Consider the following 14,772-nt stretch of genomic DNA (forward strand, 5'->3'; position numbering starts at 1 on the left):
GGTGCCGGAGCCGAGTTCTCCATTCGGCAAACTTATTAGAATTGAATAAAAAATGAGGGAAAAACTAACTGTAATTAAGGTGGGTGGAAAAATCGTAGAAGAGGAAGCCACCCTTCTTCAGTTGTTGAATGACTTTGCCGCCATCAGCGGACATAAAGTGCTGGTTCACGGCGGCGGTCGCTCGGCAACAAAGATTGCCGCACAACTAGGTATTGAAAGCAAAATGGTAAATGGTCGTCGTATTACCGATGCGGAAACGTTGAAAGTGGTAACGATGGTGTATGGTGGTCTGGTAAACAAGAATATTGTTGCCGGGTTGCAGGCCCGTGGAGTGAACGCTCTTGGACTGACCGGGGCGGATATGAATGTGATCCGATCGGTAAAGCGTCCGGTGAAAGAGGTTGATTATGGTTTCGTGGGCGATGTGGAGAAGGTAGATGCTTCTTTGCTGGCTGATCTGATTCATAAAGGAGTGGTGCCCGTGATGGCACCGTTGACACACGATGGTCAAGGTAATATGCTGAATACAAATGCGGATACCATTGCCGGAGAGACGGCAAAGGCTTTGTCGGCGCTGTTTGACGTGACGCTGGTGTACTGCTTTGAAAAGAAAGGTGTGCTGCGTGACGAGAATGATGACGATAGCGTGATCCCTGAGATTACCCGTACCGAATTCGAACAATACGTTGCCGACGGCGTTATTCAAGGTGGCATGATTCCTAAGTTGGAGAATTCTTTTGAAGCAATTAATGCAGGAGTTACAGAAGTTGTAATTACCTTAGCATCAGCGATTAAAGACAACGAAGGAACGCGGATAAAAAAATAATTCAAAAAAAAGTAATGGGCGTCTGTAACTTTTCGTATCCCAGCCCGTCATTATTATAGAGATGCAAGAGATCAGCTTCCGAAACGATATTTTGCCGTTGAAGGATAAACTCTTTCGACTGGCGCTCAGAATAACCCTGGATAGGGCAGAAGCCGAGGATGTCGTTCAGGACACCATGATAAGAGTGTGGAACAAGCGTGATGAGTGGTCGCAATTTGAATCGGTTGAAGCCTATTGCCTGATAGTGGCAAAGAATCTGGCTATAGACCGGAGCCAGAAGAAAGAAGCTCAGAATGTGGAAATCACCCCCGAAATGGAGGAAGAACCTGATGCAAACAGTCCGTATGACCAGTTGGTTCATGATGAGAAAATGAACATTATCAATAGACTGGTGAACGAACTTCCCGAAAAACAGCGGCTTATCATGCAACTGAGGGACATTGAAGGTGAAAGCTATAAGAAAATTGCAACCCTTCTGAATCTGACAGAGGAACAAGTGAAAGTGAACCTTTTCAGAGCCAGACAAAAGGTAAAACAAAGGTATTTAGAAATTGACGAATATGGATTATAAGGATATAGAACAGCTCCTGGAGCGATATTGGCAATGCGAAACTTCCGTGGAGGAGGAATCTGTGTTGCGCGACTTCTTCTCAAAGGAGGAAGTACCCGCTCATTTGCTCCGCTATAAAAACTTGTTTGTTTATCAGCAGGTTCAGCAGGAGGTAGGACTGGGCGAAGACTTTGACGCACGTATTCTGGCACAGGTGGAAACTCCGGTAGTGAAGGCAAAGCGTCTGACACTGACAGGAAGATTCATCCCCCTGTTCAAGGCCGCTGCTGTGATTGCAATCATCCTTTCATTAGGAAATGTAGCGCAACATTCTTTTTCCGGAGATGACGGAAGAGTATTGGCAACGGATACCATTGGCAAACAGGTGACCGCACCGTCGGTAGCTCTGTCAAATGAGCTGAAAGCAGATCAGGCATTGGCTGACAGCCTTGCGAAGATCAACAAGGTGCAGGTTATGAAAGAATAGACATTTTCATTTGCTTTAAACATATAATATAGTTAGTGTGCTTTAATTAAAACAACATCGAAAGCGAAACTGTGAAGTTTTCAATTCTCTCAAATTTTTTATAATGAAACTAACTAAATAAATGGGCTACCGCGAGATGCAGTAGCCCTTTTATGTTTTTGGGATGTTTATGGATTTAGTCTAGTTTGCGGAGCTTCTTGTGAGGGAAATCAATAGCCTGAGGATTTCCTTTGTAAGCGACGTTGCCGCTTCCGCTGACGTGCCCGCCTAGTTTGCCGTTGACGAAGCAGCTGATGTTACCCGAACCTGAGATGCCTGCATATACGTCCGTAGCTTCCAGAGCGACAGCTTTGATGTTGCCGGATCCTGATATGTTGTACTTTGCTGCGTCTGTCATGCCGTCAAGGGTGATGTTGCCCGATCCGGAAATGCTTGCAGAGCAGGTCTTGCTGTCGATTTGTTTGAGCCTGACATCGCCCGAACCATGAATTGAGATGGCCAGATGTCCGGTATCGAATGTGCTTCCTCCTAAATTGCCCGAACCGTTAATCGTTACTTTAAGATCTCCCTCGGTGTGAATGCCATTCGCAAAGAGAATGCCACCCGATCCGTTGAGTGTCAGTCCGTTCAGGTCCGGTGAGAAAACTTTGATCTCTAGTTTGCCCTTGTCGATGATATTGACATTCTTTTTAAATTTTATATTCAATGTTTTTCCGTTTACTTTTGTTTCCAGGAGTTCTACGATATTGTCCGAACCGTAAATCTCGATGCGGGAGGAGGAGTCTTGCTGGTAGATGATGTTGGCACTTCCGGACATGCTGATGTCATTGAAATGTTCCAGATTCTCTTTTTGGGTGATGTAGTTTTTACTGCCTTTCACAATAGGGTCATTAAAACAGGAGGTGGCGGAGAATATCAGAATTATTCCGAGCAGCCATGCAGTCAATGTGTTTCTTTTCATAATTGATAGTTGATTTTAATATGAGTTTATATGGATTAGACGTTGCGAGTTACTATAAAGTTGCATTGAATATCACTTTTTTCGCCACCGGCTTCTTTTTTATTATTTTTGCAGCATCGGTTAAGGAGGAGAAAATGGATACAGTGATAGAAGATGATGAATTGGGAAGTTTGATAGTACGTGTCAATCCACGTGCCCGCAGTTTGGTGTTTCGTACCAAAAGCGATGCGGTCTACGTTTCTGTACCTCCCGGCACCACGACGAAAGAGGTGAAGCGTGCTATTGAGAATCTTCGTAGTAAGTTGCTGCTTTCCCGTCAGAAGGTTGCCCGTCCGTTGATTGACTTGGACTATAAGATTGATGCCGAGCATTTCAAACTATCTCTCATCTTAGGTGAAAAGGAGCAGTTTTTGGCTAATTCGCGATTGGGTGTCATGCAGATCGTTTGTCCGCCTCAAGCGGATTTTACTGATGAAAATTTACAGAACTGGTTGCGTAAAGTGATTGAAGAATCTTTGAGGCGGAATGCGAAAAGTATTCTTCCTCCTCGTTTGGAGCATCTTTCGGCGCAATGTGGATTGTCTTATGCCAGCGTGAAGATAAACTCCAGCCAGGGACGCTGGGGGAGTTGCTCGGCGAGAAAAAATATAAATCTGTCCTATTATCTTGTCCTGTTGCCCTCCCACCTGATCGACTATGTGCTTCTGCACGAGTTGTGCCATACTCGTGAGATGAATCACGGTGAGCGTTTCTGGGACTTGCTGAACCGGTTCACAGATGGCAAGGCCCTTGCTTTGCGTAAAGATTTGAAGAAGTATCGCACAGAGATATAAGATGCTTGGGATAAGGAACTCCTGATATTAAGCAGACTCTTATTTAGCAAGCTGTTTGATTCCGTCCGTTTCTTTTTCAAACTGATAAGTTCCTCCCTTCTCGCTGAGATCGAAAACGGATGCTATTTCCGTTTTATTGTCTACAATCATCAGTGCGCTTTGTTCTGCAAACCGACCGACCTCTACCGTAAAGGCTTCTTCCTGCATGACTTGATTGGCGATAAGGCTGTCATTGACGAACAGCGAAATGGAATCTCCGGCAAATCCTTTTACCAGGCTGATCGTATAAGTTTCAATATAATGTCGTTCTGCCTGGTTTTCCCGTTGCAGGCGTAAGCTCATATAAATGAAAATAACTACGACAAAAATGACGGCAAAAGCCAGAATGCCATTGCCGACCATAAACTGTTTGTTGGTGTTGAGATGATGTGCCATAGCCGTTGTATTTTTAATTATTGCGGTGTAAAGATACAATTATTTTTTGTATTACTAAGAATTTCATTATCTTAGCAACCAACATCCGTCTGAATTCAGGATTGTATCGGTGTCGTGGAGTGTGTAAACCTAAGTTGAATATATACAATAAAGATTATGGATCATGAAGTGTTTATTAGCTATTCAAGTGCCAATATACAGACGGCACAGGCAATATGTCATGCATTAGAAAGTAACAGGATCAAGTGTTGGATGGCTCCGCGTGACATAAGACCCGGAGCGGAGTATGGTGATATTATTGAAGAAGCTATTGTGACCTGTAAAGTGTTCCTGATTGTCTTTTCTGAAACGTCTCAAATATCCCGCTGGGTGCGTAGTGAACTGAATATTGGCTTTAGCAGCAATAAGCCTATTATACCTTTCCGCATAGATCCTACTGATCTGAAAGGGTCTATGAAACTGATGCTGAATGATAAACACTGGCTGAATGCTTATCCTAATCCGGAAGAGAAGTTTAGTGAGCTGGCTGCGGTCATACTTGATCTGTTGCAACATCCGGCTGTGGATACAATTTCACCTCCCGGCTTTCAACCGGCTTCGAATGTCGCTTCTGCAGACGGTAGTAATGCCGGTGCGCAGGGGTTATTCGGAAAACTGCTCAATCAGCTGTTCGTTAAGCGGAGAGTGAAAGTAACTTCTGATCATGCTGCCGAAATATTCCTGAATGGTGAGAGAAAAGGAAAACTGGATGCTTATGAAACTGGTAACTATTCTGTCAGTGAGGATTTCTATCAGCTGGAAGTTTATAGCTGTGAGTACGGGAAAAAAGTGAAATGTGAATATAGCGGATCTTTTTCCAATTCTTCGACAGTTATTATTTCTGTGGATATGGCTACGGCTGAAAAGCAATATCTGATGAAAGCTAAAAATATAACTTCCGGGCAGATCAATGATTTGGGAATTATCTTCCTGGATGAAGGAAAATTTGAAGATGCCCAGGAGTGTTTCCTGAAAGCTGCAAGTATGGGAGAAGCTGCCGCTGCTTATAATTTAGGAATGATGTACCATTTTGGCAAAGGGGTGGAAATAGATTACGATGTCGCGCGTGAATATTATGAAGAGGCGGTAAAGAGTGACTATCCGTTGGCGCTGAATAATTTGGGCTCAATTTATTATAACGGACATGGAGTGAGAAAAGACATTGCGAAATCGTTCCCATATTTTTGTCGTGCGGCAGAGAGAGGGGTGGAATCCGCTCAGTTTACGGTTGCTACCATGTTGTTTTACGGTCAGGGAGTGGCAGTAGATAAAGCCAAGGCTAAAAAGTGGTTCCAAAAAGCCGCAGCTCAAGGCTGTAAGGATTCTCAAAACTATCTGAATTCCTGGGTTGATGATTAGATATTGGTGTTTGTGCCTGATATACGACTGTTAATTCATACTTTTTTTCTTTAATGTTTTGTAGTCGAATAGATTATTTATATCTTTGCAACCGAAATGGATGAAAGGTGGAGGGGCGATTAAGCTCCTTTTTTTGTTCTTATATAGTTAATAAATGATAGAAAAGAAAACTGTTTGTCAGATTGTTGAAGAGTGGCTGGAAGGAAAAGACTACTTTTTGGTAGAGGTGACCGTGAGCCCGGATGACAAGATCGTGGTCGAAATAGACCACGCAGAAGGAGTTTGGATTGAAGACTGCGTAGAGCTTAGCCGTTTTATCGAGTCGAAACTGAACCGTGAAGAGGAAGATTATGAACTGGAAGTGGGTTCTGCCGGTATCGGACAACCCTTTAAAGTGCTGCAACAGTATTACATCCACATCGGACAAGAAGTGGAAGTAGTGACCAGAGACGGACGTAAACTGGCAGGTATCCTGAAAGATGCCGATGAAGAGAAGTTTACGGTAGGCGTAGAGAAGAAGGTAAAACTCGAAGGTTCCAAGCGTCCGAAGCTGATCGAAGAGGACGAAACCTTCACTTATGAGCAAATAAAATATACTAAATACTTAATTAGCTTTAAATAGTTATGGCCAAAAAAGAAGAAACAATCAGCTTGATTGATACATTTTCGGAATTTAAGGAACTGAAGAATATCGATAGAACGACGATGGTTAGCGTACTTGAAGAGTCGTTCCGTAGCGTAATCGCGAAAATGTTTGGCACCGATGAGAATTACGACGTGATCGTGAACCCGGATAAGGGTGACTTCGAGATATGGCGTAACCGTGAAGTTGTGGCCGATGAAGATTTGACAAACCCCAATATGCAGATTTCGCTGACAGAAGCACAGAAAATCGATGCTTCATACGAAGAAGGCGAAGAAGTGACTGATGAGGTGATCTTTGCCAAGTTCGGACGTCGTGCTATCCTGAATCTTCGCCAGACACTGGCTTCAAAGATTCTGGAACTTGAAAAAGACAGTATTTATAATAAATATATTGATAAAGTAGGTACAATCATCAACGCGGAAGTATACCAGATCTGGAAAAAGGAAATGTTGCTTCTGGACGATGAAGGAAACGAACTGCTGTTGCCTAAGACTGAACAGATCCCGAGCGACTTTTATCGTAAAGGTGAAACAGCCCGTGCAGTGGTTGCCCGCGTAGACAACAAGAACAATAATCCGAAGATTATTTTGTCACGTACTTCTCCCGTTTTCCTGCAACGTCTGTTCGAAATGGAAGTACCTGAAATCAATGATGGTTTGATTACCATTAAAAAGATTGCCCGTATCCCTGGCGAACGTGCCAAGATCGCAGTGGAATCTTATGATGACAGAATTGATCCCGTAGGCGCCTGCGTAGGTGTAAAAGGAAGCCGTATTCATGGGATTGTTCGTGAATTACGCAATGAAAATATCGACGTGATTAATTATACATCGAACATTTCATTGTTTATCCAGCGTGCTTTGAGCCCGGCTAAGATTTCTTCTATCCGTCTGAATGAGGAAGAGAAAAAGGCTGAGGTATTCCTTAAACCGGAAGAGGTATCGCTTGCTATTGGTAAAGGCGGTTTGAATATCAAGCTGGCCAGTATGTTGACTGAGTACACTATCGACGTGTTCCGTGAATTGGATGAGAATGTGGCTGACGAGGATATCTATCTCGACGAGTTCAGAGATGAAATCGACGGATGGGTGATTGATGCAATCAAGGCTATCGGTATCGATACAGCGAAGGCTGTGTTGAATGCGCCTCGCGAGATGTTGATTGAAAAGACGGACCTGGAAGAAGAGACAGTGGACGAGGTAATACGTATTTTGAAATCGGAGTTTGAAGAAGAACCGGCAGCAGAGATGGAGCCTGAGACAGAGGCGGAACCTGAAGCTGAACCAACACAAGAGTAATATGCATTACGATTGAATTTTCTTCGCTCCATTTATTCATTAAATTTTAAATATGACGATAAGGTTAAACAAAGTTACAAGAGATTTGAATGTAGGAATCGCGACGGTAGTTGAGTTCCTGCAAAAGAAAGGGTATACCGTTGAGGCTAATCCTAATACCAAAATTAGTGAGGAGCAGTACGCTGTGCTCGTTAAAGAGTTTAGTACAGACAAGAACCTTAGACTTGAATCGGAGCGTTTCATCCAGGAACGTCAGAATAAGGAACGTAATAAGGCATCGGTATCTATCGAGGGCTTCGAGAAGCAGCAGGAGAAACCGAAGTCGGAAGATGTGATTAAGACAGTCGTACCGGAGGATGCACGTCCTAAGTTTAAACCTGTCGGAAAAATAGATTTGGATAAATTCAGCGGTCGGAGAACAGATAAAGTAGAAAAAGCGCCGGAAAAGAAAGTAGAACCTGTAGTAGAACAACCTGTGGTAAAGCAACCCGTTGCTGAAAAAACAGTCGTTGAGAAACCAGTGGTTGAACCCGAAGTGAAAAAGGAAGAGCCGAAAGTGGAAAAGGTGGAAGTAATTGCACCGAAACCTGCACCGGCATCTGCTCCGGTAGAACAGCCAGTAGTAGCGCCGAAACCTGCAGTGGAGACAAAACCGGTAGAAGTTGAGAAAGTAGTAGTGGAAGAAGTAAAGAAAGAAGAGCCGAAGGTGGTAGAAACTGCACCTGTGAAGGCAGAAGAACGTAAAGTAGAAAGAACGGCAGAAGTAACTGCAACAGTGACAACTCCGACTGAAGAAAATGCGTCGAAAGAAAATGAGGTGTTTAAAATCCGTCAACCGGAACTGGGAGCGAAGATCAATGTCATCGGTCAGATTGACCTGGCTGCATTGAACCAGTCTACCCGTCCTAAGAAGAAATCGAAGGAAGAAAAACGCCGTGAACGCGAAGAAAAAGAAAAAGTTCGTCAGGATCAGAAGAAACTGATGAAGGAAGCTATCATCAAGGAAATCCGTAAAGAGGACAGTAAACAGGCAAAACCGGGCGTAAAAGATAATAATGCCGATGCTGCCAGAAAGAAACGGAATCGTATCAACAAAGAAAAGGTGGATGTCAACAATGTGGCAACTTCCAACTTTGCTGCTCCGAGACCCAATACTCAGACCGGTAAAGGTGGTGGTAACCATCCCCGTCCTCAGGATCAAGGCCAGGGACAGGGCAATAATAATAACAAGAAGAATAATAATAAGGATCGCTTCAAGAAGCCGGTTATCAAGCAGGAGGTTAGCGAAGAAGATGTAGCAAAGCAGGTAAAAGAAACTTTGGCACGTCTGACAACCAAGGGTAAGAACAAGACTTCTAAGTACCGCAAGGAAAAACGTGAAATGGCTTCCAACCGTATGCAGGAACTGGAAGATCAGGAAATGGCAGAAAGCAAGGTACTGAAGCTGACTGAGTTCGTAACGGCTAACGAGTTGGCTACAATGATGGACGTATCAGTCAATCAGGTTATTGCAACTTGTATGAGTATCGGTATGATGGTTTCCATCAACCAGCGTCTGGATGCGGAAACAATCAATCTGGTAGCCGAAGAGTTTGGTTTCAAGACCGAATATGTAAGTGCGGAAGTGGCACAGGCTATCGTGGAAGAAGAAGATGCTCCGGAAGATTTGCAGCCACGTGCTCCGATCGTAACGGTGATGGGACACGTTGACCACGGTAAGACATCCTTGCTTGACTACATCCGTAAGGCGAATGTAATTGCCGGTGAAGCCGGAGGTATTACACAGCACATCGGTGCTTACAACGTACAGTTGGAAGACGGACGCCGTATTACGTTCCTGGATACTCCAGGACACGAGGCGTTTACTGCTATGCGTGCCCGTGGTGCGAAAGTAACGGATATTGCGATCATTATTGTGGCAGCCGATGATAACGTGATGCCGCAGACGAAGGAAGCGATCAATCATGCGATGGCAGCAGGTGTACCTATTGTATTTGCAATCAATAAGGTAGATAAGCCGACTGCTAATCCGGACAAGATTAAAGAAGAACTGGCTGCAATGAACTATCTCGTGGAAGAATGGGGTGGTAAATATCAGTCACAAGATATCTCTGCCAAGAAAGGTATGGGTGTGGAAGATTTGATGGAAAAAGTATTGCTGGAAGCTGAAATGCTTGATTTGAAGGCAAATCCGAACCGCAATGCAACAGGATCCATCATTGAATCTTCATTGGATAAGGGACGTGGTTATGTAGCTACCGTGCTGGTATCGAATGGTACTTTGAAAGTAGGAGATATCGTATTGGCAGGAACCAGCTACGGACGTGTGAAAGCCATGTTCAACGAACGTAATCAGCGCGTGAAAGAAGCGGGACCGGCCGAACCGGCATTGATTCTGGGACTGAACGGTGCTCCTGCTGCAGGTGATACATTCCATGTAGTTGAAAGCGATCAGGAAGCCCGTGAGATCACGAACAAACGTGAACAGCTGGCTCGTGAACAAGGCTTGCGTACACAGAAGATCCTGACCTTGGACGAACTTGGCCGTCGTATTGCTTTGGGTAACTTCCAGGAATTGAACATCATCGTCAAGGGTGACGTGGACGGTTCTGTAGAAGCATTGAGCGACTCGTTGATCAAGTTGTCTACTGAACAGATCCAGGTAAATGTGATCCATAAAGGCGTGGGTGCTATCTCCGAATCGGATGTATCATTGGCTGCTGCTTCGGATGCGATTATCGTCGGATTCCAGGTACGTCCTTCGGGTGCTGCCGCTAAGATGGCGGAACAGGAAGGTGTCGATATCCGTAAGTATTCCGTCATCTACGATGCAATCGAAGAGGTGAAGGCCGCTATGGAAGGTATGTTGGCTCCGGAACTGAAAGAACAGATTACAGCTACGATCGAAATTCGCGAAGTGTTCAATATCACGAAAGTGGGACTTGTGGCCGGTGCGGTAGTAAAGACCGGAAAAGTGAAACGAAGCGACAAGGCTCGTCTGATCCGCGATGGTATCGTTATCTTCACCGGAAACATCAATGCACTGAAACGCTTCAAGGATGACGTGAAGGAAGTAGGTACAAACTTCGAGTGCGGTATCAGTTTGGTGAACTGCAACGATATGAAGGTAGGCGATATGATCGAGACATTCGAAGAAATAGAAGTGAAACAGACGTTATAAATTGTACTGAATCGGGAATATACGGAGGCACAGAGTGGATTTACAACTCCGTGCCTCCTTTTTCTTTTAAAAAGAGATAATGACAACGATTGATATAATCATCCTTATTATAATAGGTGCCGGTGTGGTGGTGGGCTTTATGAAAGGCTTTATCCGTCAGTTGGCTTCTATTCTGGGATTGGTCGTCGGTTTGCTGGCAGCAAAGGCTTTGTATGCAACGTTGGCGGAGAAGCTTTGTCCGGCTGTGACGGACTCGATGACGGTTGCACAGGTATTGGCTTTTATTGTCATCTGGATCGCTGTTCCGCTGATATTCACGTTAGTGGCGTCCTTGCTGACGAAAGCGATGGAAGCCATCTCACTGGGGTGGCTGAATCGTTGGCTGGGAAGTGGATTGGGAGCACTCAAATTTCTGTTGTTAACGAGCCTTGTAATCTGTGTGATAGAGTTTATCGATAGCGATAATAAGTTAATTAGTGCAACAAAAAAGAGCGAATCATTGTTATATTATCCTATGGAAACGTTTGCGGGAATCTTTTTCCCTGCTGCTAAGAATATAACGCAACAATATATATTAGATAATAAAGATGCAACAAGAAGAACCCAATAAATATGTAAAGGAACTGACGCAGGAGAAGTACAAATATGGCTTCACCACGGAGGTACACACCGATGTTATTGAGCGTGGACTCAACGAAGATGTAGTCCGTCTGATTTCATCGAAAAAAGATGAACCCGAATGGCTGCTGGAGTTCCGACTGAAAGCGTATCGCCATTGGCTGACGCTGGAAATGCCGACTTGGGCACATCTCCGTATTCCGGAGATCGATTATCAGGCAATTTCGTACTATGCCGATCCGACGAAGAAGAAAGAAGGACCGAAGAGTATGGATGAAGTAGATCCGGAACTGATAAAGACATTCAATAAACTGGGTATTCCTTTGGAGGAACAGATGGCATTGAGCGGAATGGCTGTGGATGCAGTGATGGACTCAGTATCTGTAAAGACTACTTTCAAAGAGACGCTGATGGAGAAAGGCATTATATTCTGCTCCTTTAGTGAAGCGGTACGGGAACACCCGGACCTTGTGAAGAAGTATATGGGCTCGGTAGTAGGCTATCGGGATAACTTCTTTGCTGCTTTGAACTCGGCCGTGTTCTCTGACGGTTCTTTCGTTTATATACCGAAGGGAGTACGCTGTCCGATGGAGCTTTCTACCTATTTCCGTATCAATGCCCGTAATACGGGACAGTTTGAACGTACGCTGATTGTGGCGGACGACGATTCGTATGTATCTTATCTGGAGGGATGTACCGCACCGATGCGTGATGAAAATCAGTTGCATGCGGCTATCGTGGAGATTGTGGTACATGATCGTGCGGAAGTAAAATACAGTACGGTTCAGAACTGGTATCCGGGCGATGCTGCGGGTAAAGGTGGAGTATACAACTTTGTGACGAAACGCGGCAACTGTAAAGGGGTGGACAGCAAACTGTCCTGGACACAGGTGGAAACCGGTTCGGCAATCACGTGGAAGTACCCTTCCTGCATATTGACAGGCGATAATTCGACGGCTGAGTTTTATTCTGTAGCTGTGACAAATAACTATCAGCAGGCAGATACCGGAACAAAAATGATTCATCTGGGAAAGAATACCCGCAGCACGATTGTCAGCAAAGGTATCTCTGCCGGACATAGCGAGAACTCTTATCGCGGACTGGTACGTGTAGCTGAAAAAGCCGATAATGCACGCAATTACAGCCAATGTGACTCTTTGCTGCTGGGCGATAAATGTGGTGCGCATACTTTCCCGTATATGGATATCCACAATGAGACGGCTGTGGTGGAGCATGAGGCGACTACCAGCAAGATCAGCGAAGATCAGATATTCTATTGTAATCAGCGGGGAATCCCGACAGAGGATGCTATCGGGCTGATTGTTAACGGATATGCGAAAGAAGTATTAAATAAACTTCCGATGGAGTTTGCGGTGGAAGCACAGAAGTTGCTTACTATTTCGTTGGAAGGAAGCGTGGGATAAAAAATAAATAAGCTTATGTTAGAGATAAAAGACTTGCATGCCAGCATTAATGGCAAAGAGATATTGAAAGGTATTAACCTGACGGTGAAACCGGGCGAAGTACATGCGATAATGGGGCCGAACGGTTCCGGAAAGAGTACGCTTTCTTCTGTTTTGGTGGGAAATCCTGCTTTTGAGGTGACAAAAGGTTCGGTCACTTTCTATGGCAAGAATCTGCTGGAGTTGAGTCCGGAAGACCGTAGTCATGAAGGTATTTTCCTTAGTTTCCAGTATCCGGTAGAAATCCCCGGAGTAAGCATGGTGAACTTCATGCGGGCGGCTGTCAATGAACAACGCAAGTATAAAGGTCTGCCTGCGTTGACTGCCAGCGAATTTCTGAAACTGATGCGTGAGAAGCGTGCCGTAGTCGAACTGGACAATAAACTTGCTAACCGTTCGGTGAATGAAGGTTTCTCCGGTGGTGAGAAGAAGCGTAACGAGATCTTCCAGATGGCAATGCTGGAACCGCGTCTGAGCATTCTTGACGAGACAGATTCCGGTTTGGATATTGATGCCCTTCGTATTGTAGCGGAAGGCGTGAATAAGCTCAAGACTCCCGAAACAAGTACGATCGTCATCACTCACTATCAGCGTCTGCTCGATTATATCAAACCGGATATAGTGCACGTACTCTATAAAGGTCGTATTGTGAAAACCGCCGGACCGGAACTAGCCTTGGAACTGGAAGAAAAGGGATACGATTGGATTAAGAAAGAAGTAGGAGAATAACGATGAATGTAGAACAACAATACATAGATCTCTTCTCTCAGACGGAAGCCATGATCTGCAAGCATAGTGCGGAAGTGCTGAATGCACCCCGTGCGGCTGCTTTTGCCGATTTTGAGCGTCTCGGATTCCCGACCCGTAAGATGGAGAAGTATAAATACACGGATATAAGCAAGTATTTCGAGCCCGATTACGGTCTGAACCTTAACCGCCTTCAGATTCCGGTCAATCCGTACGAAGTGTTTAAGTGTGATGTCCCGAATATGAGCACAGCCTTGTATTTTGTGGTAAACGACGCATTTTATAATAAAGCGCTTCCTAAAACTCATTTGCCGGAAGGAGTCATCTTCGGCAGCCTCAAAGAAGTTGCTGCGGAACATCCCGAACTGGTAAAAAAGTTCTACGGCAAGCTGGCTGATACCTCCAAGGATGGCATAACAGCTTTTAATACAGCTTTCGCGCAGGATGGAGTCATCTTCTATGTTCCGAAGAACGTAATCGTAGAGAAGCCCATCCAGCTGGTGAATATCCTTCGTGCAGATGTTAACTTCATGGTGAATCGTCGTGTGCTGATCATCCTGGAAGATGGAGCGCAGGCACGCCTGTTGATCTGTGATCATGCGATGGATAATGTGAACTTCCTTGCAACGCAGGTGATCGAAGTATTTGCCGGAGAGAATGCGGTATTCGATATGTATGAGCTTGAAGAAACACATACAAGTACGGTTCGTATCAGTAACCTGTACGTGAAGCAGGAAGCAAACAGCAATGTTTTGCTGAATGGCATGACGCTGCACAATGGAACTACCCGTAATACAACGGAAGTTCTGCTAGCCGGCGAAGGGGCTGAGATTAATCTTTGCGGTATGGCAATCGCTGATAAAAACCAGCATGTGGACAATAACACCTCCATTGATCATGCAGTACCGAATTGTACCAGTAATGAATTATTCAAGTACGTGCTTGATGACCAGTCGACCGGTGCTTTTGCCGGACTGGTATTGGTACGTCCTGATGCCCAGCATACAAATTCTCAACAGACCAACCGCAACCTCTGTGCCACACGCGATGCGCGTATGTACACGCAGCCGCAGCTTGAAATCTATGCGGACGATGTGAAATGCTCTCACGGGGCAACTGTGGGGCAGTTGGACGAGAATGCTTTGTTCTATATGCGTGCACGCGGAATAGCGGAGAAAGAAGCACGCTTGCTTCTGATGTTTGCATTCGTCAATGAAGTCATCGATACGATTCGTCTGGATGCATTGAAAGACCGTCTGCACCTGTTGGTAGAAAAACGCTTCCGTGGCGAACTGAACAAGTGCCAGGGATGTGCAATATGTAAATGAT

At 44.9% G+C, this 14,772-nt stretch carries 14 protein-coding genes; 12 read left to right on the top strand and 2 right to left on the bottom strand.

Annotation, left to right across the window (positions count from 1 at the left end):
- The first annotated feature begins 52 nt into the window (after positions 1–52).
- The 3 genes from argB to HMPREF9007_RS01690 all read left to right on the top strand — a co-directional run bounded on the left by argB (position 53) and on the right by HMPREF9007_RS01690 (position 1,863).
- Complete coding sequence (gene argB, locus HMPREF9007_RS01700; protein WP_008763657.1) at positions 53–826, top strand: acetylglutamate kinase; 774 nt, start codon at positions 53–55, stop codon at positions 824–826.
- A 61-nt stretch (positions 827–887) separates the two neighbouring features.
- Positions 888–1,397 carry an RNA polymerase sigma factor gene (locus HMPREF9007_RS01695; RefSeq protein ID WP_008763658.1) on the top strand — a complete coding sequence of 170 codons (510 nt, stop codon included), beginning with the start codon at positions 888–890 and terminating at the stop codon, positions 1,395–1,397.
- Positions 1,387–1,863 (top strand): hypothetical protein, encoded by a 477-nt coding sequence (locus HMPREF9007_RS01690; protein ID WP_008763659.1) that lies wholly within the window; start codon positions 1,387–1,389, stop codon positions 1,861–1,863. Before HMPREF9007_RS01695 ends, HMPREF9007_RS01690 begins: the two co-directional genes overlap by 11 nt.
- Before the next feature lie 175 nt (positions 1,864–2,038).
- Here the strand turns inward: HMPREF9007_RS01690 and HMPREF9007_RS01685 are convergent, their stop codons facing one another.
- Positions 2,039–2,824, bottom strand: a complete 786-nt coding sequence (locus tag HMPREF9007_RS01685) for a head GIN domain-containing protein (protein ID WP_008763660.1) — start codon at positions 2,822–2,824, stop codon at positions 2,039–2,041.
- Positions 2,825–2,958: 134 nt separating this feature from the next.
- On the opposite strand from HMPREF9007_RS01685, the gene HMPREF9007_RS01680 reads away from it, so the two are divergent.
- Positions 2,959–3,657 (top strand): SprT family zinc-dependent metalloprotease, encoded by a 699-nt coding sequence (locus HMPREF9007_RS01680; protein WP_008763661.1) that lies wholly within the window; start codon positions 2,959–2,961, stop codon positions 3,655–3,657.
- A 39-nt stretch (positions 3,658–3,696) separates the two neighbouring features.
- Here the strand turns inward: HMPREF9007_RS01680 and HMPREF9007_RS01675 are convergent, their stop codons facing one another.
- Complete coding sequence (locus HMPREF9007_RS01675; RefSeq protein WP_008763662.1) at positions 3,697–4,092, bottom strand: hypothetical protein; 396 nt, start codon at positions 4,090–4,092, stop codon at positions 3,697–3,699.
- Between the two features lie 156 nt (positions 4,093–4,248).
- Between HMPREF9007_RS01675 and HMPREF9007_RS01670 the strand changes: the two genes are divergently transcribed.
- The 8 genes from HMPREF9007_RS01670 (at position 4,249) to sufD (ending at position 14,771) form a co-directional block, all read left to right on the top strand.
- Entirely contained in the window at positions 4,249–5,490 is a 1,242-nt protein-coding gene (locus HMPREF9007_RS01670; protein WP_008767603.1) for a toll/interleukin-1 receptor domain-containing protein, read from the top strand.
- Between the two features lie 154 nt (positions 5,491–5,644).
- The gene (gene rimP / locus HMPREF9007_RS01665) at positions 5,645–6,112 is read left to right on the top strand and encodes a ribosome assembly cofactor RimP (RefSeq protein ID WP_008763664.1); all 468 of its coding nucleotides are present in this window, start codon (positions 5,645–5,647) and stop codon (positions 6,110–6,112) included.
- Between the two features lie 2 nt (positions 6,113–6,114).
- Entirely contained in the window at positions 6,115–7,434 is a 1,320-nt protein-coding gene (nusA, locus tag HMPREF9007_RS01660; RefSeq protein ID WP_008763665.1) for a transcription termination factor NusA, read from the top strand.
- Positions 7,435–7,486: 52 nt separating this feature from the next.
- Positions 7,487–10,615 carry a translation initiation factor IF-2 gene (infB, locus tag HMPREF9007_RS01655; protein ID WP_032850782.1) on the top strand — a complete coding sequence of 1,043 codons (3,129 nt, stop codon included), beginning with the start codon at positions 7,487–7,489 and terminating at the stop codon, positions 10,613–10,615.
- A gap of 79 nt (positions 10,616–10,694) precedes the next feature.
- The gene (locus HMPREF9007_RS01650) at positions 10,695–11,225 is read left to right on the top strand and encodes a CvpA family protein (protein WP_008763667.1); all 531 of its coding nucleotides are present in this window, start codon (positions 10,695–10,697) and stop codon (positions 11,223–11,225) included.
- Positions 11,203–12,657 carry a Fe-S cluster assembly protein SufB gene (gene sufB, locus HMPREF9007_RS01645; protein ID WP_008763668.1) on the top strand — a complete coding sequence of 485 codons (1,455 nt, stop codon included), beginning with the start codon at positions 11,203–11,205 and terminating at the stop codon, positions 12,655–12,657. Before HMPREF9007_RS01650 ends, sufB begins: the two co-directional genes overlap by 23 nt.
- 15 nt (positions 12,658–12,672) lie before the next feature.
- Complete coding sequence (gene sufC / locus HMPREF9007_RS01640) at positions 12,673–13,425, top strand: Fe-S cluster assembly ATPase SufC (protein ID WP_008763669.1); 753 nt, start codon at positions 12,673–12,675, stop codon at positions 13,423–13,425.
- A gap of 2 nt (positions 13,426–13,427) precedes the next feature.
- On the top strand, positions 13,428–14,771 hold the full coding sequence (gene sufD / locus HMPREF9007_RS01635; RefSeq protein ID WP_008763670.1) for a Fe-S cluster assembly protein SufD: 1,344 nt from the start codon (positions 13,428–13,430) through the stop codon (positions 14,769–14,771).
- Position 14,772 lies beyond the last annotated feature (1 nt).

The organism is Bacteroides sp. 1_1_14, from assembly GCF_000162515.1.
In the GTDB taxonomy this organism is placed as follows: domain Bacteria; phylum Bacteroidota; class Bacteroidia; order Bacteroidales; family Bacteroidaceae; genus Bacteroides; species Bacteroides thetaiotaomicron.

Coding starts and splice junctions, on each gene's coding strand:
- HMPREF9007_RS01685 (WP_008763660.1), bottom strand. CDS start 2,824: ATGAAAAGAAACACATTGACTGCATGGCTGCTCGGAATAATTCTGATA.
- HMPREF9007_RS01690 (WP_008763659.1), top strand. CDS start 1,387: ATGGATTATAAGGATATAGAACAGCTCCTGGAGCGATATTGGCAATGC.
- HMPREF9007_RS01650 (WP_008763667.1), top strand. CDS start 10,695: ATGACAACGATTGATATAATCATCCTTATTATAATAGGTGCCGGTGTG.
- HMPREF9007_RS01675 (WP_008763662.1), bottom strand. CDS start 4,092: ATGGCACATCATCTCAACACCAACAAACAGTTTATGGTCGGCAATGGC.
- sufB (WP_008763668.1), top strand. CDS start 11,203: ATGCAACAAGAAGAACCCAATAAATATGTAAAGGAACTGACGCAGGAG.
- HMPREF9007_RS01680 (WP_008763661.1), top strand. CDS start 2,959: ATGGATACAGTGATAGAAGATGATGAATTGGGAAGTTTGATAGTACGT.
- rimP (WP_008763664.1), top strand. CDS start 5,645: ATGATAGAAAAGAAAACTGTTTGTCAGATTGTTGAAGAGTGGCTGGAA.
- argB (WP_008763657.1), top strand. CDS start 53: ATGAGGGAAAAACTAACTGTAATTAAGGTGGGTGGAAAAATCGTAGAA.
- infB (WP_032850782.1), top strand. CDS start 7,487: ATGACGATAAGGTTAAACAAAGTTACAAGAGATTTGAATGTAGGAATC.
- HMPREF9007_RS01695 (WP_008763658.1), top strand. CDS start 888: ATGCAAGAGATCAGCTTCCGAAACGATATTTTGCCGTTGAAGGATAAA.
- HMPREF9007_RS01670 (WP_008767603.1), top strand. CDS start 4,249: ATGGATCATGAAGTGTTTATTAGCTATTCAAGTGCCAATATACAGACG.
- sufD (WP_008763670.1), top strand. CDS start 13,428: ATGAATGTAGAACAACAATACATAGATCTCTTCTCTCAGACGGAAGCC.
- sufC (WP_008763669.1), top strand. CDS start 12,673: ATGTTAGAGATAAAAGACTTGCATGCCAGCATTAATGGCAAAGAGATA.
- nusA (WP_008763665.1), top strand. CDS start 6,115: ATGGCCAAAAAAGAAGAAACAATCAGCTTGATTGATACATTTTCGGAA.